We start from the raw sequence: 22519 nt of genomic DNA on the forward strand, positions 1-22519 counted from the left end.
GAGCCTTTGATGAGTTTTGATATTGCCAAATACCCGACACTGGCGTTAGTTGACTCCACCCAGGAGTTACGTCTGTTGCCGAAAGAGAGCCTGCCGAAGCTGTGCGACGAACTGCGTCGCTACCTGCTCGACAGCGTAAGCCGCTCCAGCGGCCATTTCGCCTCCGGGCTTGGCACGGTAGAGCTGACCGTGGCGCTGCACTACGTCTATAACACGCCGTTCGATCAGCTGATCTGGGACGTGGGTCACCAGGCTTATCCGCACAAAATTCTGACCGGACGTCGCGATAAAATTGGCACTATTCGTCAGAAAGGCGGTCTGCACCCGTTCCCGTGGCGCGGGGAAAGCGAGTACGACGTATTGAGCGTCGGGCACTCCTCCACATCTATTTCTGCGGGCATCGGGATTGCCGTTGCTGCCGAAAAAGAGAACAAGCAGCGCCGCACCGTCTGCGTGATTGGCGACGGCGCCATCACTGCCGGTATGGCCTTTGAGGCCATGAACCATGCGGGCGACATCAAGCCGGACATGCTGGTTGTGCTTAACGATAACGAAATGTCGATTTCCGAAAACGTTGGCGCGCTGAACAACCATCTGGCGCAGCTGCTCTCCGGCAAGCTTTACTCCTCGCTGCGTGAAGGCGGCAAGAAAGTCTTCTCCGGCGTACCGCCGATCAAAGAGCTGCTCAAGCGTACCGAAGAGCACATCAAAGGCATGGTCGTGCCGGGCACCCTGTTTGAAGAGCTGGGCTTTAACTATATCGGCCCGGTTGACGGCCATGACGTGCTGGGACTGGTGACCACGCTCAAGAACATGCGTGACCTGAAAGGCCCGCAGTTCCTGCACATCATGACCAAAAAAGGGCGTGGCTACGAACCGGCGGAAAAAGATCCGATTACCTTCCACGCGGTACCGAAATTTGACCCGTCCAGCGGCTGTCTGCCGAAAAGCAGCGGCGGCATGCCGAGCTATTCAAAAATCTTCGGCGACTGGCTGTGCGAAACCGCCGCAAAAGACAACAAGCTGATGGCGATCACCCCAGCCATGCGCGAAGGCTCCGGCATGGTGGAGTTCTCCAGAAAATACCCTGACCAGTATTTCGACGTGGCCATTGCCGAGCAGCACGCGGTGACGTTTGCAGCGGGCCTGGCGATCGGCGGCTACAAACCGGTTGTCGCTATCTATTCCACCTTCCTGCAGCGCGCCTACGATCAGGTGATCCACGACGTGGCGATCCAGAAGCTGCCGGTGCTGTTTGCAATTGACCGTGCGGGCATCGTCGGCGCCGACGGCCAGACGCACCAGGGCGCGTTTGACCTGTCGTTCCTGCGCTGCATTCCGGATATGGTGATCATGACGCCAAGCGACGAGAACGAATGTCGTCAGATGCTGTTTACCGGCTACCACTATCAGGATGGCCCTAGCGCCGTTCGCTACCCGCGCGGCAATGCGGTGGGCGTTGAGCTGCAGCCGCAGGAGAAGCTGGCGATCGGTAAAGGTCTGGTCAAACGTCGCGGTGAAAAAGTGGCGATTCTGAACTTCGGCACGCTGATGCCTGAGGCGGCGAAAGTGGCTGAAACGCTGAACGCCACCCTGGTCGATATGCGCTTTGTGAAACCGCTCGACGAATCCCTGATCCTGAGTATGGCTGAGGCGCATGACGTGCTGGTCACGCTGGAAGAGAACGCGATTATGGGCGGTGCGGGCAGCGGCGTGAACGAGGTGCTGATGGCAAACCGTAAAGCCGTTCCGGTGCTGAACCTCGGCCTGCCGGACCATTTCATCCCGCAAGGTACCCAGGACGAAGCCCGCGCGGCGATTGGCCTGGACGCTGCCGGTATCGAAGCTAAAATCCGCGCCTGGCTGGACTGAACCCTCCCCTTTTCCGCTCCTGCTATGCTTAAACGTATTGTTTAAACAGCAGGAGCGGACCGTGCAATACACAACATTAGGAAAAACAGACCTTAAGGTATCCCGGCTTTGTCTGGGATGCATGACCTTTGGCGAACCCGATCGGGGAAACCACGCCTGGACGCTGCCGGAAGAGAGCAGCCGTCCGATTATCAAACGCGCCATCGAGGGCGGCATTAACTTCTTTGACACCGCCAACAGCTATTCCGACGGCAGCAGCGAGGAGATTGTCGGCCGCGCCCTGCGTGATTTTGCCCGTCGGGAAGACATCGTGGTTGCCACCAAGGTGTACTATCCGGTGGGCGACCTGGCTCAGGGCCTTTCTCGCGCGCAGATCCTGCGTTCCATTGATGATAGCCTCAGGCGTCTGAACATGGATTACGTCGACCTGCTGCAAATTCACCGCTGGGATTACAACACGCCCATTGAGGAGACGCTGGAAGCACTCAACGACGTCGTCAAAGCCGGTAAAGCGCGCTATATCGGCGCGTCGTCTATGCATGCCTCGCAGTTTGCTCAGGCGCTGGATCTGCAGGCACAGCACGGCTGGGCGCGCTTCGTCACCATGCAGGACCACTACAATCTGATCTACCGTGAAGAAGAACGTGAGATGCTGCCGCTGTGCCATCAGGAGGGCGTGGCGGTGATCCCGTGGAGCCCGCTCGCGCGCGGCCGCCTGACCCGTCCGTGGGGAGAAACCACGGCCCGTCTGGTCTCGGATGAAGTGGGAAAAAATCTCTACGAAGGAACAGAGGCCAGCGATGCCCTGATCGCTGAACGCTTAGCCGGAATTGCCGACGATACCGGCGCAACCCGCGCCCAGGTAGCGCTGGCATGGCTGCTGGGTAAACGCGGCGTCGCGGCGCCGATTATCGGCACATCCCGGGAAGAGCAGCTTGACGAACTGCTGAATGCAGTGGATATCACGCTGACGCCGGAGCAGGTTGCCGAGCTGGAGACGCCGTATCAGCAGCATCCGGTGGTGGGGTTTAAGTAACCCCCATCTTTTGTAGGCCGGGTAAGGCGGAACCGCCCCCCGGCAATACAGAGCGCACAAACTCACGCGAAGTGATCGTACCCTTTCCAGTCCAGCGTAACCGGCTCACCGTCTTTCACAAACTTCAGCCCTTCACTCTCCGGCATGATCTGCCCGATACAGGTGAATTTCGCGCCGAGGTGCGCTAATGCCACGTCGAGCGTTCCGCGGTTCAGCTCCGGAACGGTAAAGCACAACTCATAATCTTCGCCACCGGACAGCGCCCAGCGCAGCGCCTGCTCAGGTTCGACATGACGAAGCAGTTCCTCTGACAGCGGGAACAGATCCAGGTCAACGCGCGCGCCGACACCGCTGGCCTTCAGAATATGGCCGAGGTCGGAGATCAGCCCGTCAGAGAGATCGATAGCCGAGCTTGCCCGCTCGCGCAGCGCCTGACCGTGCAGAATACGCGGCGTCGGGCGCAGATGGCGTTTCACCAGATACGCCGCATCGTCGGTATCCTTCACGGTTAAGCGATCCTGGAGGATCGCCAGCCCCGCCGCGCTGTCGCCCGGCGTACCGGTCACATAGATCCAGTCGCCGGGTTTTGCGCCTGAGCGCTTCAGCGCGCGGCCGAGCGGCACATACCCGTGGATCGCCAGCGTCATCGACAGCGGCCCGGCAGTGGTATCACCGCCAATCAGCTGCATATCGTAGTAGTTAAGCTGCTCAAACAGCGCATCGCTAAAGGCTTCAAGCCAGACTTCGTCTACCTCTGGCAGCGTTAGCGCCAGGGTTAACCACGCGGGATCGGCCCCCATCGCCGCCAGATCGCTGACGTTAACCGCCAGCGCCTTATACGCCAGATCGGCAGGATCGATATCCGGTAAAAAATGACGTCCGCACACTAAGGTGTCGGTGCTGATTGCCAGCGTCTGTTTTTCGGGAATATTGAGAAGTGCACAGTCATCGCCGATGCCGGTTTCAACATCAAGACGAGAGGTTCTGACACGGTCGAAATAACGGGCAATCAGGGAAAATTCGCCGCATGCCATACGTTATGCCTCAGCAAATAAAAGAAAAAACCGGAGCCGCACTGCCCGTCAGGCAATGCAGAACTCCGGTTTGCGGATCACTTTTTGTGGGGACGGATCGCAGGTGCTGCTTTATCAAGTACGCCGTTTACAAACTTGTGGCTGTCTTCAGCACCGAAGGTTTTCGCCAGTTCGATCGCTTCGTTAATGGCCACTTTGTACGGCACATCATCACGTTTAGACAGCTCAAACAGCGCGATACGCAACACTGCTTTTTCTACCTGACCCAGCTCTTCAAGCAGACGGGACAGGTAAGGTTTCATCAGACCATCGAGATACGCGCTATTAGTCGCCACTCCCGACAGCAGTTCACGGAAGTACAGAACGTCAACGTCTTTCACGTCCTGTTCTGACAGGAACTGGTATTCAACATCAGCGATGTCGTTCTGGGACAACTGCCAGGAGTAAAGTGCCTGGACGGCACATTCACGGGCGCGGCGACGAGCAGCAGGTTTCACGGAATTCCCCTTACAAAAAAATCAGGCCTTGATGGCTTTCAATACATTGATCATTTCAAGCGCGGTCAGTGCAGCTTCTGCACCTTTGTTACCGGCTTTGGTGCCAGCACGTTCGATGGCTTGTTCAATACTTTCGGTAGTCAGCACGCCGAACGCGACAGGAATTTCAGCATCCTGCGCCACGTGTGCCAGACCATTGCTTGCACCGCCCGCAACGTATTCGAAGTGCGCAGTGCCGCCACGAATAACGGTACCCAGCGCAATCACCGCGTCGTATTTACCGGTTTTCGCCAGCGCGCCCGCCGCCAGTGGCAGTTCGTAAGCGCCTGGAACCCAAACAACGGTAATGTTGTCATCTTTAACCTGGCCGATACGTTTCAGGGCGTCAATGGCACCTTCCAGCAGGCTGTCGTTGATGAAGTTGTTGAAACGCGCAATGGTGATGGCGACGCGAGCGTCCGGGGTAGCTACAGCAGCTTCAATAATGTTCATACTCTTCCTTTACGGGTTCATTTGGCCCCGCAGGGGGGCGGATTTTATCATAATACTTTGCGCACTGCTTCCCTATTTCGGGAGCAATTACGCTGTCGTTAAGTGGAGGCAGACATCCGGACCTACCGGACGAATCTCGCTGAATTTGAGTTGTGGTGCATCGGCCAGTTTTTCAAGGCCGGGCAGCACAAACAGGCCGCGCGCGTCGTGACCTAACAGTTTAGGCGCAACGTAAACAAGCAGTTCATCCACCAGTCCGGCCTGTAAGAGCGCACCGGCGAGCGTTGGCCCCGCTTCCACCCAGATACTGTTCACTTGTTGCTTGCCGAGCAGCATCATCAGCACCACGAGATCCAGATGGCCGTTATGCTCCGGCACCATGATGCTGCGCACGCCTTCCGGCCATGTGCGCGTATCGTCCTTCGTGCGGGCAATCCAGGTTTCACCCGGCTGCTGGACGATGCGGTGCTCTGGCGTCACGCGGTTCTGACTATCAATGATAATACGCAGCGGCTGACGCAGGTTCTCCTGCGGGTACAGGGCCTGGGTATCGGCATTCAGCTCGTCCCAGCGCACGGTCATGGCCGGATCGTCAGCCAGAACGGTTTCACTGCTGGTGAGAATAGCATGGCTTTGCGCGCGCAGACGTTGCACATCGCGCCTTGCCTGTGGCGATGTGATCCACTGACTCTCGCCGTTTGCCATCGCCGTACGACCGTCCAGCGAGGCGCCCAGCTTAAGCTGGATATACGGGAACCCGGTACGCATGCGCTTCAGGAAACCTTTGTTGAGCGCTTCCGCGTCCTGCATCATCAGGCCATGGCTGACGTCAATGCCTTCCTGCTGCAGGCGATACAGACCCCGTCCGGCCACCTGCGGATTCGGATCCTGCATCGATGCGACCACGCGCGAAACCCCCGCGGCAATCAACGCGTCGCAGCACGGCGGCGTACGCCCGTGATGGCTGCAGGGCTCCAGCGTAACGTAGGCCGTCGCACCGCGCGCCTTCTCGCCGGCCATGCGCAGCGCATGAACCTCAGCATGCGGTTCGCCTGCGCGATAGTGAAAGCCCTCCCCCACGATCTCGCCATCTTTAACGATAACGCACCCGACGTTCGGGTTGGGATGGGTCGTAAAACGACCGCGCTGCGCCAGCTTCATGGCTCGCGCCATGTACATCTCATCGTGCATGAGCTTAATCCTGTAAGCGGGCGATCTCTTCGCCAAACTCTTTGATATCTTCGAAGCTGCGGTAGACCGAGGCAAAGCGGATATAGGCGACCTTATCGAGCTTTTTCAGCTGCTCCATCACCAGGTTACCGATCATTTTGCTCGGCACTTCTCGCTCACCCAAACCACGAAGGTAAGATTTTATGTGGTTTAACGCCATCTCCACGTCGTCCGCGCTGACAGGACGTTTTTCAAGGGCCTTCAGCATTCCGCTGCGCAGTTTCTCTTCGTTAAACGGCTCACGCACGTCGTTACTTTTTACCACGCGCGGCATGACCAGCTCTGCCACCTCAAAGGTCGTAAAACGCTCGTTGCACACCAGACACTGCCGACGACGGCGTACGGATGACCCTTCGCCCACCAGGCGAGAGTCGATGACTTTGGTATCCACAGCGGAGCAGAATGGGCAATGCATACGGTATCCCTGTTATCTGGTTAACTGATTTTCATTTTACCCTGATCTGGCCTGACAACAAAGGAAGAGCTTTTTGAGACAAAGGATCTATGTCTGACACAATGATGCTGGCTACCATTAGGACGATCCGTTATTTCAAGGAAATAAACGCAATGACAAGACGTTACCTGAAAATATTGCTGGTGGGGAGCCTCTTCACCCTTAGCGCCTGTGCACAGCAAACCGAAGTCCGCCAGTTGAAACAGAGCGTCAATACGCTCAATACGGCGATGGACAAACTGAACAAAGAAACGGTGAAAATCACCCAGCAAAACGCGCTGAACGCCAAATCCAGTAGCGGGGTTTATCTGCTGCCGGGCGCGAATACGCCTGCGCGGCTCAATAGTCAGATCGGCACGCTAAAAATGTCTCTGGTGAATGTGGCGGCGAATGCAGATGGTACTCGCGCAACATTACGCATCCAGGGAGAGTCCAACGATCCGCTTCCGGCCTTCAGCGGCACCGTCGAGTGGGGCCAGATCCAGGGCACCACGGAGAATTACCAGGAGGTGAACGTGAAGAATCAGCTCTTCACCGCCCCGGCCAGTGTTTTAGCACCAAGCGATGTGGATATTCCGCTTCAGTTAAGCGGCCTTACGCCGGAACAGTTAGGCTTTATCCGCATTCACGACATTCAACCCGCCGCGCACTAATCCCCTCCTTTTTAGCGGAGTGAAATGTCACTCCGCTAACATTTACATTTCGTATGGATTGGCAACATAAATGATTGCCGCTACAATCCCGGCCGTTTAAAGTACGCAAACGTGAACGCAATCGATTACGCGTGTGAGAGATATGTGAAACAACACATATTTTTGTGAGCAGGGATTCCTATAATAGGCACCGCAGAAACACGAAATATTTAGAAACGCAATTCGCGCATTTTTCACTCCCGGAAGGGAATTTCAATCAGTGGCATGATTATGAAAAAAACATTACTCGCAGCTGGCGCCGTGCTGGCACTGTCCTCTTCTTTCACTGTTAACGCAGCGGAAAACGACAAACCACAATACCTCTCCGACTGGTGGCACCAGAGCGTTAACGTGGTGGGCAGCTACCACACGCGCTTTTCTCCGAAGCTGAACAACGACGTTTATCTGGAATACGAAGCGTTTGCTAAAAAAGACTGGTTTGATTTCTACGGCTACATCGATATTCCAAAGACCTTTGACTGGGGTAACGGTAACGACAAAGGTATCTGGTCCGACGGTTCCCCGATGTTCATGGAAATTGAACCGCGTTTCTCTATTGATAAACTGACGGGTACCGACCTGAGCTTTGGTCCGTTCAAAGAATGGTATTTCGCCAACAACTACATCTACGATATGGGTGATAACAAAGGCAGCCGTCAGAGCACCTGGTACATGGGTCTGGGTACAGACATCGACACAGGTCTGCCAATGGGGCTGTCTCTGAACGTGTATGCTAAATACCAGTGGCAGAACTATGGCGCTTCAAATGAAAATGAGTGGGATGGCTACCGTTTCAAAGTAAAATACTTTGTGCCAATCACTCAGGTTTGGGGTGGCCAGCTGACCTATATCGGCTTCACCAACTTCGATTGGGGCTCAGATCTGGGTGATGACAAGAACCGTACCAGCAACTCTATCGCGTCCAGCCACGTTCTGGCCCTGAACTATGATCACTGGCACTACTCTGTCGTCGCGCGTTATTTCCATAACGGTGGCCAGTGGAAAGGTGGGGATACCTTGAACTGGGGTGATGGTGACTTCACGTCTAAATCAACCGGTTGGGGTGGTTACCTGGTTGTCGGTTACAACTTCTAATCAGTGCATGTTTCGCCCGGTGGCGCTACGCTTACCGGGCCTACGACCCAAATGTAGGCCGGGTAAGGCGTAGCCGCCACCCGGCTTTTTACTGCCTCACCTTCCGCAAAAAATCCGCCAAAGACCTGTCCGCACTCTCGCTAAACCGCCTTTCCGTAGTCACAATATTGAGGCATCTGTCGAGCCGGAAACATCGATAGTCATCGCGCCGTTCACACCACGCGGCCAGCAGCCAGCGCTCTCCCCAGAAGAACAGCCCCAGCGGCTGAACCTCACGATTAGACAGCTGTCCTGCTTCATCACGGTAATGCAGCGCCAGCACCTGCTGGCCGGAAATCGCCTGATGAATCCTGTCAAAGTCGCTGCGGGAGTGGCTTTGCATGCAAAAATCCGGGGCGTAGATTCGCGTCTGCTCCGCCTTTCGACGACTTTCCTCGGGCAGAATCGCCAGCACCTTTTCCTGAGCCGACTCCAGCTCGCGCGACAGCGATTCCCCACCCCAGGTTTTGAGCAGGCGAATCGCGACGATCAGCGCCTCGGACTCCTTATTTGTCAGCATCAGCGGCGGCAGGTCAAAGCCCGACATGAGCCGATATCCGCTCCCCGCCTCACCTTCCACCGGCACGCCGGAAAGCGACAGGTCGCGGATATCGCGATAGACCGTACGCTCAGACACGCCAAGCCGGTCCGCCAGATGCGCTGCCGTTGTCAGACGCCTGCCCCGCAGGATCTGCACAATCTGAAACAAACGGTCAGCGCGTCGGGTCATATCTTAGTCCGCTCTCAGGCAGGTTGATGGAGCCCGACGCGGTTACCCTCGCTGTCGGTAAACAAGGCGATAGTGCCAATGCCATGCGGCAGTTCCAGCGGGCCAAATACGCACTCGCCGCCCGCAGAGGCTATGCGATCGAGCGTGGCCGCCAGATTGTCAGTATGCAGGTAAATAATAGCGCCCTGCAAAGACGGTGTAACGCCGTCAAATTTTGCCAGTGCGCCTCCGGTGGCGGGATCTTCATGCGGGAAAACCGCCAGCTCCGCACAGTCCATTTTCTCGCGACGCAGCGCAAGCTGCATCACCGGCTCATAAAATTTAATCGCGCGATCCATATCCGAGACCGGAATTTCAAACCAGTTAATGACGCTTTTCATACATCCTCCTGCCTGTTGTTTGGGTTCAGAAGGAGTCTACGACAGGGCTCCTGACAGCATACTGTCAGGAGTGTTTGTCAGGAGGAGAAAAAAAAATCCCGGTCAACCGACCGGGATTTCGATAACGCGCTAAACGTCGCCTTACGGCAGAATGGACGGCTGATCCGCCCCTTCTTTCTCGACTTTCTGCTGGAGCAGGTGCTCGCGCTTCATGCCGAGTTTTAGTGCCAGGGCGGACGCGACGTAGATAGACGACGCCGTACCGATGGTGACACCAATCAACATGGTCAGCGAGAAGCCTTCCAGTACCGGACCACCGAAGAGGAACAGCATCAGGATCACCATCAGGGTAGTACCGGAGGTGATCAAGGTACGGTGCAGCGTCTGGGTCAACGACACGTTAAAGATTTCGTACGGCGTACCGCGACGGATCTTACGGAAGTTTTCACGAATACGGTCAGATACCACGATACTGTCGTTCAGTGAGTAACCGATAACGGACATCAGGGATGCCACAATCGTCAGGTCAATCTCAATGTGGAACAGAGACAGTATGCCCATGGTGATCACCACGTCGTGCGCCAGGGCGATAACCACACCGGCCGCCAGTCGCCACTCAAAGCGGAAACCGACGTACACCAGGATGGAAATCAGCGCCACCAGCAGCGCCATCGCGCCGGTCTGCGCCAGGTCAGCACCCACGCTTGGGCCGACGAACTCAATACGCTTAACCGCTGCGTTCTGGCTGGTTGTTTCGTTAATCACGTTAACAACCTTACTGCCCAGCTCCTGGCTGCCGTTGGCATCGTGCACCGGCGGCATACGCACCATGATGTCGCGGCTGCTGCCGAAGTTCTGCAGCAGCGGCTCTTCAAAGCCCGCTTTCTGCAGCGATTCGCGCATCTGGTCCATATCGACCGGTTTTTCCAGGGAGATCTCGATAACCGTACCACCGGTGAAATCGAGACCCCAGTTAAAGCCTTTCACGCCCATAATGATGATGGACAGAATCAGCAGGAAACCTGAAATGCCGAAGGCCCAGTAGTCCCAGCGCATAAAGTCCCAGACTTTACGGCCGTGGTTCAATTGTTCAACAGTATATTCCTGTGCCACAACGCACTCCTCAGATAGACAGCTTTTTGACGCGCTTGCCGCCGTACAGCAGGTTCACGATGGCACGGGTGCCGACAATAGCGGTAAACATTGACGTTGCGACACCGATACCGGTTGTAATCGCAAAGCCTTTGATCGCGCCAGTACCCACTGCATACAGGATAAGAACCTTAATCAGTGTTGTTACGTTCGCATCGAAGATAGAGCTGAACGCGCCTTTATAACCTTCATCAATCGCCTGCTGAACAGAGCGACCGTTGCTCAACTCTTCTTTGATACGTTCGTTAATCAGTACGTTGGCGTCGACCGCCACCGCAAGGGTCAGAACGATACCCGCAATACCCGGCATGGTCAGCGTCGCCCCCGGCAGCAGGGACATAATGCCGATAATCAGCACCAGGTTCGCGATCAGCGCGGAGGTCGCAATCAGACCAAACTTCTTATAGAAGAAGATCATGAAGAGGATAGAGACCACCAGACCGGCCAGACACGCTTCCAGGCCCTGCTGGATGTTTTGCATCCCCAGCGTTGGACCAATGGTACGTTCTTCAACAATCTGAATTGGCGCAATCAGCGCACCGGCACGCAGCAGCAGAGAGAGCTGACGCGCTTCGTTCGGGTTGCTAATACCGGTAATACGGAAGCTGTTACCCAGACGAGACTGGATGTTGGCGATGTTAATCACCTCTTCCTCTTTCACCAGCACCGCACGACCATTCGCATCTTTCTTACCGCTGTCTTTGTACTCCACGAACAGGGTTGCCATCGGCTTGCCGATGTTGTCCTTGGTGAAGTTCGACATGATGTTACCACCCGCGCTATCGAGCGAGATGTTAACCTGCGGCTGGTTGTATTCGTCCTGGCTCGAGGTGGAGTCGGTGATATGGTCACCGGTCAGAATCACGCGTTTGTACAGCACAACAGGCTGACCTTCGCGAGTCTGTTTCACTTCGGAATCACCCGGAATACGGCCTGCTGCGGCAGCGGACTGATCGACATTGGAATTGACCAGACGGAATTCCAGCGTGGCGGTCGCCCCCAGAATCTCTTTCGCACGCGCGGTATCCTGGATACCCGGCAGTTCAACCACGATACGGTCAGCACCCTGGCGCTGCACCAGCGGCTCAGCCACACCCAGCTGGTTTACACGGTTACGCAGAATGTTGATGTTCTGCTGAACGGCATATTCACGCGCTTCTTTCAGACGCGCATCGGTCATCACCGCGCGCAGCTGGTTGCTGCCCTGCGAGGAGATCACCAGGTCACGGTGACGTTGGGTCAGGTAATCTACAGCCTGATCGCGCGCCGCGCTGTCGCGGAACGTGATGCTCATGCCGTAGTTATCTTCTTTACGCACGGTGGTGTAAGCGATGCCTTTATCACGCAGATCGCTGCGCAGGCTGTCGATATTCTGTTCCTGCAGCTTGCCGAGCGCGGTATCCATATCCACTTCCATCAGGAAGTGAACGCCGCCACGCAGGTCAAGACCGAGTTTCATTGGCTCTGCATTCATCGCAGCCAGCCAACGCGGGGTTGCAGGGGCAAGGTTAAGCGCCACGACGTATTTATCACCCAGCACGCCCATCAGCGCTTCACGTGCGCGGAGCTGCGTGTCGGTGGTGTCGAAGCGAGCAAGAATTGCCCCCTCTTCCAGAGCCACAGACTTAGCGGTAATTTTTTCTTCTTGTAACGTTTTCTGGACCTGGATCAGCGTTTGCTCACTGGCGGCGACACCGCGCGCGCCAGTGATTTGAACAGCCGGATCCTCACCATACAGGTTGGGAAGCGCGTACAGCAGGCCGACGAGAATCACGACGACCAGCATGATGTACTTCCACAAAGGATAACGGTTTAACACGGCAGTTCCCTTTGGGAAAAGTTGGGATTACAGCGCCTTCATGGTGCCTTTCGGCAGAACGGCAGCTACGAAGTCACGTTTGATGACCACTTCAGTGGTGTCGTTCAGGGCGATAGCAATGTAGCCGTTTTCAGCCACTTTGGTTACGCGACCGACCAGACCACCGTTAGTCAGCACTTCATCGCCTTTCGCAATGGAGTTCATCAGGTTTTTGTGCTCTTTGGTGCGCTTCTGCTGTGGACGCAGGATCATGAAGTAGAAGATCAGACCGAACACAACCAGCATCAGAATCAGAGACATCGGGCTGCCCTGCGCTGGAGCACCTGTTGCCGCTACCGCATCAGAAATAAAAAAGCTCATTCAAATTCCCTCATTATTAAAATTAATCAACGTTCAACGGTGGAACATCCCGCCCCTGACGTTGGTAGAAATCGGTCACGAAGCTCTCTAATTTACCCTCTTCGATAGCCTTACGTAAACCAGCCATTAAGCGCTGATAATAACGAAGATTATGAATGGTATTGAGACGCGCGCCCAAAATCTCATTGCAACGATCGAGATGATGCAGGTACGCGCGAGAATAATTGCGACAGGTATAGCAATCGCACTCGGAATCGAGCGGGCTGGTGTCACTCTTATGCTTCGCGTTACGGATTTTCACCACGCCATCGGTAACGAACAAATGGCCGTTACGCGCGTTGCGGGTTGGCATGACGCAGTCGAACATATCAATGCCGCGGCGTACGCCTTCAACCAGATCTTCCGGTTTACCCACGCCCATCAGGTATCGTGGTTTATCCGCCGGGATTTGCGGGCAGACATGTTCCAGAATACGGTGCATGTCTTCCTTCGGCTCACCCACAGCCAAACCGCCGACAGCGTAGCCATCAAAACCTATCTCTACCAGACCTTTAACCGAGATATCGCGTAAATCTTCGTAAACGCTGCCCTGGATAATGCCGAACAGCGCATTTTTGTTCTGCAGGGAGTCAAAACGGTCACGGCTTCGCTTCGCCCAGCGCAGAGACATTTCCATAGAACGCTTGGCGTAGTCCCAGTCGGCCGGATACGGCGTGCATTCGTCGAAGATCATCACGATGTCAGAGCCGAGATCGTACTGAATCTCCATTGATTTTTCGGGATCGAGGAAAATCGGATCGCCGTTGATCGGGTTACGGAAGTGAACGCCCTGCTCGGTGATCTTGCGGATATCGCCCAGGCTGAAGACCTGGAAGCCGCCGGAGTCGGTCAGGATAGGGCCTTTCCACTGCATGAAGTCGTGCAGGTCGCCGTGGAGCTTCATGATCTCCTGGCCCGGACGCAGCCAGAGGTGGAAGGTGTTGCCGAGGATAATCTGCGCGCCAGTGGCTTCAACTTCTTCCGGCGTCATCCCTTTTACGGTACCGTACGTGCCCACAGGCATAAACGCGGGGGTTTCCACCACGCCGCGATCAAACACCAGGCGACCGCGACGCGCGCGACCGTCGGTGGTATCGAGTTCAAATTTCATTTTTTCTCCGACGTCAGAAAAACAGTCCAACGTTGTAACACGGTGCCGCGGACTTATTCCCCGACACGCTCATTCAAAGCCTGCGGATTGTACGTGATAAACATCGCGTCACCGTAGCTAAAAAAGCGATATTTTTGTTCTACCGCAGACTTGTAGGCATTCATCGTATGCTGATAACCCGCGAATGCGGAGACCAGCATAATCAGCGTCGATTCAGGCAGATGGAAGTTGGTCACCAGCGCATCAATCACTTTGTACTGGTAGCCTGGGTAGATAAAGATCTGCGTATCGCCAAAGAATGGCTCAATAAGATCGTTCTTCGCTGCCTGCGCGGCGCTCTCAAGTGAGCGCACAGACGTCGTACCGACCGCCACGACGCGGCTGCCGCGCGCTTTCGCCGCCAGCACCGCGTCCACCACGTCCTGAGGCACTTCAGCATACTCAGAGTGCATGATGTGATCTTCAATGCTGTCCACGCGCACCGGCTGGAAGGTACCCGCGCCGACGTGCAGCGTCACGAACGCCATCTCAATGCCTTTCGCGCGCAGTTTTTCCAGCAGCGGCTCATCAAAGTGCAGACCTGCCGTTGGGGCCGCGACCGCGCCAGGCTTCTGGCTGTAGACGGTCTGATACAGCTCGCGGTCGGCCTCTTCGTCCGGACGCTCAATATACGGCGGCAGCGGCATGTGGCCGATGGCGTTCAGGATATCAAGCACCGTGCGCTCGTCGTTAAACGCCACTTCGAAAAGCGCGTCGTGGCGCGCGGTCATGGTCGCCTTGATGCTCTCATCATCGCCCAGCAGCAGCTCCGCGCCCGGCTTCGGGGCTTTGGAGGCGCGAATATGTGCCAGAATACGTTTATCATCGAGCATACGTTCGACCAGCACTTCAATCTTGCCGCCGCTGGCCTTACGGCCAAACAGGCGCGCCGGGATCACGCGGGTATTGTTAAAGACCAGCAGATCGCCAGGGTTGAGCTTGTCGAGCAAATCGGTGAAAGTACCGTGCGTCAGCTCGCCCGTTGGCCCATCCAGTGACAGTAAGCGACAGCTGCTGCGTTCAGGCATGGGATAGTGAGCAATCAGGGATTCAGGTAGTTCAAAGGAGAAATCGGCGACGCGCATGACGTATACTCGTGACTTAAAAACAGGCGGCATAGTCTAGTGCTCACACCCTTTTGCTGCAACAACTAGCCGCCCCCGGACAAATAAAACGCATGAATTTTCTCGCTCACCTGCATCTCGCGCACCTCGCTGACAGCTCCCTCTCGGGCAATTTGCTGGCCGATTTCGTACGCGGTAATCCCGCAGAAGACTACGCCCCTGAGGTTGTCGACGGGATTTTTATGCACCGCCGCATCGACGTGCTGACGGATAAACTGCCGGAAGTGACGGAAGCCAAAGCGTGGTTCCGCCCTGAAACACGCCGCGTTGCGCCGATCACGCTCGACGTGATGTGGGATCACTTCCTGTCGCGCCACTGGGAGCAGCTGTCGCCGGAGCTACCCCTGCCCGAATTTGTGCGCTATGCCCACCAGCAGGTGTCGATCATTCTGCCCGACTCGCCGCCGCGCTTTGTCAATCTGAACAACTATCTGTGGTCGGAACGCTGGCTGGAGCGCTATCGCGAGATGGACTTCATCCAGAACGTGTTAAATGGGATGGCGAGCCGTCGCCCGCGACTGGACGCGCTGCGGGATTCCTGGTATGACCTGGATGAACATTACGATGCGCTGGAGACCCGCTTCTGGCAGTTCTATCCCCGCATGATGGCGCAGGCGAAAAACAAACAGCTCTGACAGAATTCGTATTGATAGGTAAAAGCTGGCGGAACGATTGTCACCACCTCTTTGTCTTATCCATGAACACTCTCTATACTGGCTCGCGTTGCGTTCCAAATAACCTTAGTATCTACAGGAGAATCATATGGTTCTGGTAACTCGTCCGGCTCCGGATTTTACAGCTGCAGCAGTTCTGGGCAACGGTGAAATCGTTGAAAACTTCAACTTCAAACAGCACACCAACGGTAAAGCGACCGTTCTGTTCTTCTGGCCAATGGACTTCACTTTCGTTTGCCCGTCTGAGCTGATCGCGTTCGACAAACGTTATGAAGAATTCCAGAAGCGTGGCGTAGAAGTGGTTGGCGTCTCCTTCGACTCTGAATTTGTACACAACGCATGGCGTAACACCCCTGTCGACAAAGGCGGCATCGGTGCGGTGAAATACGCAATGGTTGCGGACATCAAACGCGAAATCCAGCAGGCTTACGGTATCGAACATCCGGACGCTGGCGTTGCGCTGCGCGGTTCCTTCCTGATCGACGCGAACGGCATCGTTCGTCACCAGGTTGTGAACGATCTGCCGCTGGGTCGTAACATCGACGAAATGCTGCGCATGGTTGACGCGCTGCAGTTCCACGAAGAGCACGGCGAAGTGTGCCCGGCTCAGTGGGAAAAAGGTAAAGAAGGTATGGCTGCTTCCCCAGACGGCGTGGCTAAATACCTGTCTGAGAACGTATCCAGCCTGTAATCGGCACGGTTTACGAGAAAGGCCCGCTTATGCGGGCCTTTTTTTATGCCTTACGCTGCGTTTCCCGCCAGATGCGCCAGGCCATGCCCGCCAGCAGGAGCACGCCCGCAATCAGCACGCCCCACACCAGCAGGGCGTTCATCCAGCTCGCCCGATCGGCCGCAGAGGTAGCGGTCAGACGCTCCTCGCCGCCTAACGCAACGTCATCCACTATGTCGGCCTGCGGCAGGTTCGCCATAGCATAGGTCTTACGCAGGTCGGCGGGGATCAGCATGTCGGGCTCTACGCTGGCAGGCTTTGCGGCGCCGTTGCCCCAGGCAAGCACGTACGGCGCTTTCTCCTGCGCGTTGAACACCAGGTCATAGCGGTCGCGATGCCCCGTGACGCTCGGCAGGTATTCTGGCAGACGCGCATTCAGCGTCGTGATTTTCACGGCCTGCACCAGGCCCCCGCTAAGCGAAACCGGTCCGGACGTTTTTCCCTCCAGACGGTAAATCACCTCTTTTTTCAGGGGGTGCCATGCGTCTTTTTCCGTACTGCGCCACGCGATCTCCACGGGAAGGACACCATCACCGTTCAGCGAAATGCTGACAGCACTCAGCGGCTGCGGGCGCGCCCAGCGCCACTGCGCTTCGCTTGTCGATAGCGGCTCCCCTTCCCCCTCAAGATTGATCTCTTCCGGGGCCGCCTGCGCAGGTGCGCTGATTGCGTTTACGCCGGTCAACGTTATCCCCTTGCTCTGCGTATTCAGCACCACCATGAGATAGCGATTCGCCTCGGGAGATAAAACCGTATCGGTATCGATCCGATCGAGCTTAAGGCGATCCTGACCGCTGGCGACGTCCAGCAGTGGCATATCTTCGCGTAGGGTATACCAGCGCTTAAGATCCTCGCTGTAGTAGACCGACGCCGTTCCCTGCCAGGGCGACTGCGGGGTATTCCAGAGCAGCTGCAGCTGGGATATGGCCAGCTCACCCGTCGTCTGCTCCGGCAAGGTCAGCAGGTAATGTTGCCCGGCGGCGGCGGCTTTTTGCCCCTCCAGCACAATCTCAACGCCGTTTCGGGAACGGAGCAGGATCTTATCGCTGTCACCGGCGTCTGAGCCAGCCGCGAGCGGCGAGGCGTCCAGCGGAAAGAGACGCAGCGCCGTGGAGTGCGCTGTGTCCTGCGGGCGCGTTGCGGCGATCAGGCTAAAGGGAACCGGCTCGCCCGACTGGTTAAAGACGCGAACATCATGCAGATCCGCTGACGTGCTCTGCTCATAGACGGCAAGCGGCAGCATCACCCGATACCACCGGGAAGGAACGGACGTGTCGAGTGAACGACCAAAGGCATAGTCCCGGGGCGATTCCACGGGTACCTCGTCGCAGAACGCCGGGCCGGAAAGCGCCAGCAGCGCGGTACACGCTACCGCTTTCATCCATTTCATTTTTCATCTCCTGTTTTTGGCGGTAGCGGCGAGAAATAGCCCACTATCAGCACCAGTATCGCCACGCCGATAAACGCCACCGCGCGCGACAGACCGCCTCCGCCCGCGCTGTCCACCAGCATCAGCTTAACCATCACCACACCCAGCAGCGCGGCACCGCAGAGCCACTCCTGCCGGGAAGCCCGACGGGTGGCATGGATCATGACTACCAGCGCGCTCAACATCCAGAACAGGGCAAAGCTGGTCTGGATAAGCCGCGAATCCCACAGCGATGCCATATTCCAGGCCACGTCGCCGTACCAGGCCAGGGCGCGCATCAGCGCACCGTTTAGCCACCAGAAGCCAAACGCCATGAGCGCGACGGCAGGCCACGGGCGCGCTTGCACAAGCCACGCCGGGTAGTAGCGATCCACCGCCCGATAAAAGACCACCAGACCCAGCAACGCGAACGCGGCACCTTCCTCAAGCGGGTTCACCAGCGGCAGCCAGGTCTGACGATAGACCACGCCGTCCTGGAAATTGGTCACCACCAACAATACCAGCAGCGCCACGACTACGGGAATCGGTGCCAGGCAGGCGTAGAGCGCAGGCCACTCCCGGAACGGCCACACGCGACGCCGTACCGCAGCAGAGAGCGCCATAATCACCCCGCCGCCTGCAGCCATCGCCAGTCCGCTACCCCAGGCCGCCATGCCCCACGGCAGGGACCGGGCAAACCAGTAAAGCTCGGCGGCCAGCGCCAGTAAAATCATCCAGAACAGCGACAGATGCAGCCCCATCGCGATGCGCGGCAGGAGTCTTTCGCCGTCGCGCCGCAGCAGCATTAGCGCGGCAGGAAGCGCAACGCACCAGGCCAGGTTTGACCAGTCGGCGGAGACGATCTGCTGGTGCCAGAGCTGATAACCCACCATCAGCAGCATAACCGGCCAGAGCAGCCATTTGCTGGCGTCCAGCTCTCGCCACGCCAGACGAGCGGCCACCTGCCGCCAGCCCCAGGCCGACGCCGCCGTCAGCGCCAGCACGCCCGCCAGAATCGGTAATTCCTTCGTCAATGCCAGCCGCGATGCGCCCAATAGCGCCACGAGCCAGAACAGCAGACCACCTGCCAGCAGCGCCCAACTGACCGGCAGGAAGAGAGTCCGCCACAGCCAGGCCGCAGCCAGCCAGCAAAGGCTAAGGATGGCGAAGATAAGGAGCAGGCTCAGCGGCGTAACGCCGTTTGTTTGCGCCCACAGCGCGCTGCCGAGCGCCAGCACCAGCAGCGCCGTCCCGCTATAGCTCATCCGCCGCTGCTGCTGTTGCACGCCCAGCCAGAGGATACCCAGCCCCTCCAGCGCCCAGGCCATTGCCGTCCAGCGCGCCGACAGCGCCAGCGGAATGGCGAGCGTGGCAAACCCGCCGCCGATCGCCAGCGCCGCCATGACCAGCGGCCGTCCGAGGGAGGGATAGCGCCGCAGCGCGAGGTACGCGAGGGTGAGATAAAATGCGCCGTATCCCAGCGCGCTCAGCGAGGGGCCATATTCCCAGTACCGGGTCATGCCGTACTGCATCCCGAAGCCGATCAGCGGCGGGGCAAACAGCAGCACGCCGTCAACGATCTGCTTCCCTTTCTCCTGCGCCCGCAGCGACAGCGCCACGCTCAGCACGCCGAATATCAGCGTATTGGCAATCAGGAACAGCTGGCAAATCCAATAGTCTTCAGGCTGGTAGTCATTCAGCCCCCACAGGCCGCCCACGCCGAACGTGAACAGCAGCCCGAGCAGGTTCAGCTCGCGCCAGTGCTGCCAGATGCTGATAGCAAGAATGCCGATGGACAGCAGGAGGTAGAAAGAGAACAGCGCGACAAAGCTGCCGCCCCCGGTAGACAAGAGGAGCGGGGCAAGATAGCCGCCGAGGCTCGCCAGCATGGCAAGGCTTAGCGCCTTCTGCAGCACCGCCAGCCCGACGCTCGCCGCGCAAATCACCACCAGCAGCGCAAAGGCCAGCGTCATCGGCAGCATTTGCCAGAGCCGGAAGGCGCCAAACACCGTCAGGTAGAGCACGCCGGTCGCTCCGCCCTGGAGGATCAGCGCATAGACGCGCTGCCTGTGCCGCAGTCGCCACCCGACTGCCAGCAGAACAATGGCAAACAGCGCGGTTGCCACGAGGCGCAGCTCAAGCGGGAACAGGGAATGCTCGACGGTATAGCGCAGCAGGAAAGAGAGGCCGAGGAAGAGCAGCAGGATCCCCAGCTTCGCCAGCGGATTACCCTGCATGAACCAGCGCGCCAGCGACGTCAGGATGCCGCCAAAGGCTGAAGGCTGTTTTGCCACCGGCGCAGGAGCCTGAGCGGGTTCTGCCACCGCAGCGGGAATATCGGGGCGCCAGGGGTCGACAGGTGCGGGAGCGTCTTCCACCACCGGCGCGGTCATAGCCTCCGGCGCGGCGGCCTGCACCGGTTCCGGCGCGTTCTCAGGCACGCCGCGCTGCTCAAGCGCCTCTATGCGCTGGCGCAGCCGGGCAATCTCCTGCCGCGCCGCCGTACTGCGATTAAACCCGATAACCGCAAGCACGGGCGCAACCAGCAGCGCAAAAACCAGGAATAAACAGCCAAGGATGTAAAGCTCGTCCATGTTTCCACCTTCACCGTAAACGATCCGTTAAGATTGACACAAATCGTTGCATTTGCGCCATCTTAAAAGGTGGAAACATTAGCGCATTAGCTGCCGAACCAGATCGTCGCGGATACCGCAGGCAGCGCCAGCACGCCATCCTGTATCGTCGCCTTGCCCTCTTTGCTCTTCCACGCAGCCACCTTCAGCAGCGGTGAATCATCCAGCACCACTTCGCAGGCCTCGCCCCGGTTGATCGCCACCAGCACGCGCTGCTGGTTATAGACGCGAGCAAACACCACCACGTTATCGTGGGCGTACACCACCTGACAGCCGCCGTAGCGCAGGGCGAGACTCTGCTTACGCAACTTCGCCAGGCGCTGATACAGGCTGAACAGCACCTTGTCCTGTTTCTCCGGCGCCCACGGGAAGGTTTTGCGACAGAACGGATCGTTGTTGCCGTCCAGCCCCACCTCGTCTCCGTAGTAGATGCACGGTAGGCCCGGCCAGGTGAAGAGCCAGGTCACCGCCATCGGCAGACGCGCGACATCCTTGCCGAGCAGGGATTTAAAGCGCGCGGTGTCGTGGCTATCGAGCTGGTTAAACATCCGCAGCTGCTGCTGATGCGACAGACCGGCGCGGTAGTTCTCCATCCAAGCCATGCAGGTTTCAGCGTCGATATGATTCGGATCGTAGGAGATATCGGTGTTGGCGAGGAATCCCCACAGCGGGAAGGTAAAGCCGCGATAGTTCATCGCCGCATCTTCCGCATCGTTCTGCAACCACTGGCGCGCGTCGCCAAAGTGCTCGCCAAAGACGAACGCCTCCGGATGGGCCGCTTTTGCCGAGCGCGTAATCCCGGCGACGTGCTGAAGGTTATTCCGCGCCCCGCCCGCTTCGCCGAGCATATGCACTACGTCCAGACGCCAGCCGTCCATATTCCACGGCGCCTTCAGCCAGTGGCGCACGATGCTGTCTTCCCCGCCGTAAATCTCGTTCACAAGCGTTGGCGACTGGAAATCCAGCTTCGGCAGGCTCGGGTAGCCCAGCCAGTCCAGCGCACGCCCCTCCTCATTAAAGCTATACCAGTCGCACTGCGGCGAATCCGGGTTATGACATGCCCCGCCCATCGACTGGTTATGCCGATCAAACCACGCATGCGAATCTCCGCTGTGGTTGAACACGCCGTCCAGAATGAGGCGCATGCCTTCGTTTTGGGTGTTCTTACGCAGGCGCAGCAGCGCCTCGTCACCGCCAAACTGCGCGTCAACGTGGCGATAATCTTCGGTATCGTATTTATGTACGCTCGGGGCTTTAAACACCGGGTTGAGATAGAGCGCCGTCACGCCCAGTTTTTTCAGGTACGGCAGCTTTTCGCTGATGCCGTCGAGATCGCCCCCGTAGAAGGTCGATCCGCCCGCCTGCGCGGTCAGAGGCTCATCCCACGCTTTTAGGATAATGTCATGGCCCGCGGCATGGTGGTAGTAGACCTTATCCTGGTCGGCAGTGCGCTTTTCGCTGCGCGCAAAACGGTCCGGGAAAATCTGGTAAAAGACCTGATCGTTAACCCACTGCGGGCCGTTATCCGGGTAATCCACAGCAAACTGTTCCAGCCGTGCGGGCGGGAAACGGCTAAACCCCTGCGGGGTAAACCACAGTTGACGGTTGTTCCACAAAAGCTTGAAGCTGTAGCGGCGGCGCGGCTGTCCGCTACGCAGGTCGATATTCGCACGCCAGGCGGTGATCCCCGGCTGCGGCTGGCTGCGCAGCTTGTGCATTTTCAGCCCGGTCTCTTCGTTATCGATTTCGGCGCGGAGCGTCACGCGTTCAGGCTGATTTTCACCCGCCAGCCAGAGCGTAATCACCAGGTTGTCTTTGTTTTGCTTAACAAATGGGGCAACCGGAAGGTGCCAGGCGTTTAACATCACGAATCCCCTTT

At 57.5% G+C, this 22519-nt stretch carries 21 protein-coding genes; 6 read left to right on the forward strand and 15 right to left on the reverse strand.

Annotated elements, in window-relative coordinates; all coding sequences use genetic code 11:
• Window positions 1-9 precede the first annotated feature (9 nt).
• Both dxs and BMW97_RS09225 read left to right on the forward strand, forming a co-directional pair.
• A complete protein-coding gene (dxs, locus tag BMW97_RS09220) occupies window positions 10-1872 on the forward strand; it encodes a 1-deoxy-D-xylulose-5-phosphate synthase (RefSeq protein ID WP_045909785.1) in 1863 nt (620 codons plus the stop codon).
• Window positions 1873-1933: 61 nt separating this feature from the next.
• Window positions 1934-2908: an aldo/keto reductase gene (locus tag BMW97_RS09225; protein ID WP_045909786.1), complete on the forward strand. Its 975-nt coding sequence runs from the start codon at window positions 1934-1936 to the stop codon at window positions 2906-2908.
• A gap of 62 nt (window positions 2909-2970) precedes the next feature.
• Here the strand turns inward: BMW97_RS09225 and thiL are convergent, their stop codons facing one another.
• The 5 genes from thiL to nrdR all read right to left on the reverse strand — a co-directional run bounded on the left by thiL (window position 2971) and on the right by nrdR (window position 6576).
• Window positions 2971-3942, reverse strand: coding sequence for a thiamine-phosphate kinase (gene thiL, locus BMW97_RS09230; RefSeq protein WP_045909787.1), 972 nt, complete (start codon window positions 3940-3942; stop codon window positions 2971-2973).
• Between the two features lie 77 nt (window positions 3943-4019).
• A complete protein-coding gene (nusB, locus tag BMW97_RS09235; protein ID WP_006809908.1) occupies window positions 4020-4439 on the reverse strand; it encodes a transcription antitermination factor NusB in 420 nt (139 codons plus the stop codon).
• Between the two features lie 21 nt (window positions 4440-4460).
• Complete coding sequence (gene ribE, locus BMW97_RS09240; RefSeq protein ID WP_006176874.1) at window positions 4461-4931, reverse strand: 6,7-dimethyl-8-ribityllumazine synthase; 471 nt, start codon at window positions 4929-4931, stop codon at window positions 4461-4463.
• Window positions 4932-5018: 87 nt separating this feature from the next.
• The gene (gene ribD / locus BMW97_RS09245; protein ID WP_045909788.1) at window positions 5019-6122 is read right to left on the reverse strand and encodes a bifunctional diaminohydroxyphosphoribosylaminopyrimidine deaminase/5-amino-6-(5-phosphoribosylamino)uracil reductase RibD; all 1104 of its coding nucleotides are present in this window, start codon (window positions 6120-6122) and stop codon (window positions 5019-5021) included.
• A gap of 4 nt (window positions 6123-6126) precedes the next feature.
• Entirely contained in the window at window positions 6127-6576 is a 450-nt protein-coding gene (nrdR, locus tag BMW97_RS09250; RefSeq protein WP_008503337.1) for a transcriptional regulator NrdR, read from the reverse strand.
• Between the two features lie 152 nt (window positions 6577-6728).
• Here nrdR and BMW97_RS09255 point away from each other — a divergent pair, with 152 nt between their 5' ends.
• Together BMW97_RS09255 and BMW97_RS09260 are read left to right on the forward strand one after the other, a co-directional pair.
• Window positions 6729-7268, forward strand: coding sequence for a SadB/YajI family lipoprotein (locus BMW97_RS09255; protein ID WP_045909789.1), 540 nt, complete (start codon window positions 6729-6731; stop codon window positions 7266-7268).
• 270 nt (window positions 7269-7538) lie between these two features.
• Window positions 7539-8402, forward strand: a complete 864-nt coding sequence (locus BMW97_RS09260; RefSeq protein ID WP_045909874.1) for a nucleoside-specific channel-forming protein Tsx — start codon at window positions 7539-7541, stop codon at window positions 8400-8402.
• Window positions 8403-8490: 88 nt separating this feature from the next.
• On the opposite strand, the gene BMW97_RS09265 is transcribed toward BMW97_RS09260, so the two are convergent.
• The 7 genes from BMW97_RS09265 to queA form a co-directional block, all read right to left on the reverse strand.
• Window positions 8491-9171 (reverse strand): helix-turn-helix transcriptional regulator, encoded by a 681-nt coding sequence (locus tag BMW97_RS09265; protein ID WP_045909790.1) that lies wholly within the window; start codon window positions 9169-9171, stop codon window positions 8491-8493.
• A 14-nt stretch (window positions 9172-9185) separates the two neighbouring features.
• A complete protein-coding gene (locus tag BMW97_RS09270; RefSeq protein ID WP_008503341.1) occupies window positions 9186-9551 on the reverse strand; it encodes a VOC family protein in 366 nt (121 codons plus the stop codon).
• A 141-nt stretch (window positions 9552-9692) separates the two neighbouring features.
• Window positions 9693-10664 (reverse strand): protein translocase subunit SecF, encoded by a 972-nt coding sequence (gene secF / locus BMW97_RS09275; RefSeq protein ID WP_045909791.1) that lies wholly within the window; start codon window positions 10662-10664, stop codon window positions 9693-9695.
• A 10-nt stretch (window positions 10665-10674) separates the two neighbouring features.
• Window positions 10675-12522 carry a protein translocase subunit SecD gene (gene secD, locus BMW97_RS09280; RefSeq protein ID WP_072052285.1) on the reverse strand — a complete coding sequence of 616 codons (1848 nt, stop codon included), beginning with the start codon at window positions 12520-12522 and terminating at the stop codon, window positions 10675-10677.
• A 27-nt stretch (window positions 12523-12549) separates the two neighbouring features.
• Window positions 12550-12882 (reverse strand): preprotein translocase subunit YajC, encoded by a 333-nt coding sequence (yajC, locus tag BMW97_RS09285; RefSeq protein ID WP_003859109.1) that lies wholly within the window; start codon window positions 12880-12882, stop codon window positions 12550-12552.
• Between the two features lie 22 nt (window positions 12883-12904).
• Entirely contained in the window at window positions 12905-14032 is a 1128-nt protein-coding gene (gene tgt, locus BMW97_RS09290; RefSeq protein WP_003859110.1) for a tRNA guanosine(34) transglycosylase Tgt, read from the reverse strand.
• Between the two features lie 53 nt (window positions 14033-14085).
• A complete protein-coding gene (queA, locus tag BMW97_RS09295) occupies window positions 14086-15156 on the reverse strand; it encodes a tRNA preQ1(34) S-adenosylmethionine ribosyltransferase-isomerase QueA (protein ID WP_045909793.1) in 1071 nt (356 codons plus the stop codon).
• A 92-nt stretch (window positions 15157-15248) separates the two neighbouring features.
• Here queA and acpH point away from each other — a divergent pair, with 92 nt between their 5' ends.
• Both acpH and BMW97_RS09305 read left to right on the forward strand, forming a co-directional pair.
• Window positions 15249-15830: an ACP phosphodiesterase gene (gene acpH / locus BMW97_RS09300; protein ID WP_045909794.1), complete on the forward strand. Its 582-nt coding sequence runs from the start codon at window positions 15249-15251 to the stop codon at window positions 15828-15830.
• A gap of 127 nt (window positions 15831-15957) precedes the next feature.
• Entirely contained in the window at window positions 15958-16560 is a 603-nt protein-coding gene (locus BMW97_RS09305) for a peroxiredoxin (RefSeq protein WP_008503347.1), read from the forward strand.
• Window positions 16561-16603: 43 nt separating this feature from the next.
• On the opposite strand, the gene BMW97_RS09310 is transcribed toward BMW97_RS09305, so the two are convergent.
• The 3 genes from BMW97_RS09310 to malZ form a co-directional block, all read right to left on the reverse strand.
• Window positions 16604-17989 (reverse strand): DUF3999 domain-containing protein, encoded by a 1386-nt coding sequence (locus tag BMW97_RS09310; RefSeq protein ID WP_090392654.1) that lies wholly within the window; start codon window positions 17987-17989, stop codon window positions 16604-16606.
• Window positions 17986-20601: a DUF2339 domain-containing protein gene (locus BMW97_RS09315; RefSeq protein ID WP_045909796.1), complete on the reverse strand. Its 2616-nt coding sequence runs from the start codon at window positions 20599-20601 to the stop codon at window positions 17986-17988. The genes BMW97_RS09310 and BMW97_RS09315 overlap by 4 nt, the downstream gene beginning before the upstream one ends.
• A gap of 86 nt (window positions 20602-20687) precedes the next feature.
• Window positions 20688-22505: a maltodextrin glucosidase gene (gene malZ / locus BMW97_RS09320; protein ID WP_090392656.1), complete on the reverse strand. Its 1818-nt coding sequence runs from the start codon at window positions 22503-22505 to the stop codon at window positions 20688-20690.
• Window positions 22506-22519: the final 14 nt, after the last annotated feature.

This window comes from Enterobacter sp. NFIX58 (assembly GCF_900110475.1).
Classification (GTDB): domain Bacteria; phylum Pseudomonadota; class Gammaproteobacteria; order Enterobacterales; family Enterobacteriaceae; genus Enterobacter; species Enterobacter quasiroggenkampii.

What these genes read in the sequence shown, in the direction of transcription:
- dxs (WP_045909785.1), top strand. Translation starts at nt 10, where the DNA reads ATGAGTTTTGATATTGCCAAATACCCGACACTGGCGTTAGTTGACTCC.
- thiL (WP_045909787.1), bottom strand. Translation starts at nt 3,942, where the DNA reads ATGGCATGCGGCGAATTTTCCCTGATTGCCCGTTATTTCGACCGTGTC.
- ribE (WP_006176874.1), bottom strand. Translation starts at nt 4,931, where the DNA reads ATGAACATTATTGAAGCTGCTGTAGCTACCCCGGACGCTCGCGTCGCC.
- ribD (WP_045909788.1), bottom strand. Translation starts at nt 6,122, where the DNA reads ATGCACGATGAGATGTACATGGCGCGAGCCATGAAGCTGGCGCAGCGC.
- nrdR (WP_008503337.1), bottom strand. Translation starts at nt 6,576, where the DNA reads ATGCATTGCCCATTCTGCTCCGCTGTGGATACCAAAGTCATCGACTCT.
- BMW97_RS09255 (WP_045909789.1), top strand. Translation starts at nt 6,729, where the DNA reads ATGACAAGACGTTACCTGAAAATATTGCTGGTGGGGAGCCTCTTCACC.
- BMW97_RS09260 (WP_045909874.1), top strand. Translation starts at nt 7,539, where the DNA reads ATGAAAAAAACATTACTCGCAGCTGGCGCCGTGCTGGCACTGTCCTCT.
- BMW97_RS09265 (WP_045909790.1), bottom strand. Translation starts at nt 9,171, where the DNA reads ATGACCCGACGCGCTGACCGTTTGTTTCAGATTGTGCAGATCCTGCGG.
- BMW97_RS09270 (WP_008503341.1), bottom strand. Translation starts at nt 9,551, where the DNA reads ATGAAAAGCGTCATTAACTGGTTTGAAATTCCGGTCTCGGATATGGAT.
- yajC (WP_003859109.1), bottom strand. Translation starts at nt 12,882, where the DNA reads ATGAGCTTTTTTATTTCTGATGCGGTAGCGGCAACAGGTGCTCCAGCG.
- tgt (WP_003859110.1), bottom strand. Translation starts at nt 14,032, where the DNA reads ATGAAATTTGAACTCGATACCACCGACGGTCGCGCGCGTCGCGGTCGC.
- queA (WP_045909793.1), bottom strand. Translation starts at nt 15,156, where the DNA reads ATGCGCGTCGCCGATTTCTCCTTTGAACTACCTGAATCCCTGATTGCT.
- acpH (WP_045909794.1), top strand. Translation starts at nt 15,249, where the DNA reads ATGAATTTTCTCGCTCACCTGCATCTCGCGCACCTCGCTGACAGCTCC.
- BMW97_RS09305 (WP_008503347.1), top strand. Translation starts at nt 15,958, where the DNA reads ATGGTTCTGGTAACTCGTCCGGCTCCGGATTTTACAGCTGCAGCAGTT.
- BMW97_RS09310 (WP_090392654.1), bottom strand. Translation starts at nt 17,989, where the DNA reads ATGAAATGGATGAAAGCGGTAGCGTGTACCGCGCTGCTGGCGCTTTCC.
- BMW97_RS09315 (WP_045909796.1), bottom strand. Translation starts at nt 20,601, where the DNA reads ATGGACGAGCTTTACATCCTTGGCTGTTTATTCCTGGTTTTTGCGCTG.
- malZ (WP_090392656.1), bottom strand. Translation starts at nt 22,505, where the DNA reads ATGTTAAACGCCTGGCACCTTCCGGTTGCCCCATTTGTTAAGCAAAAC.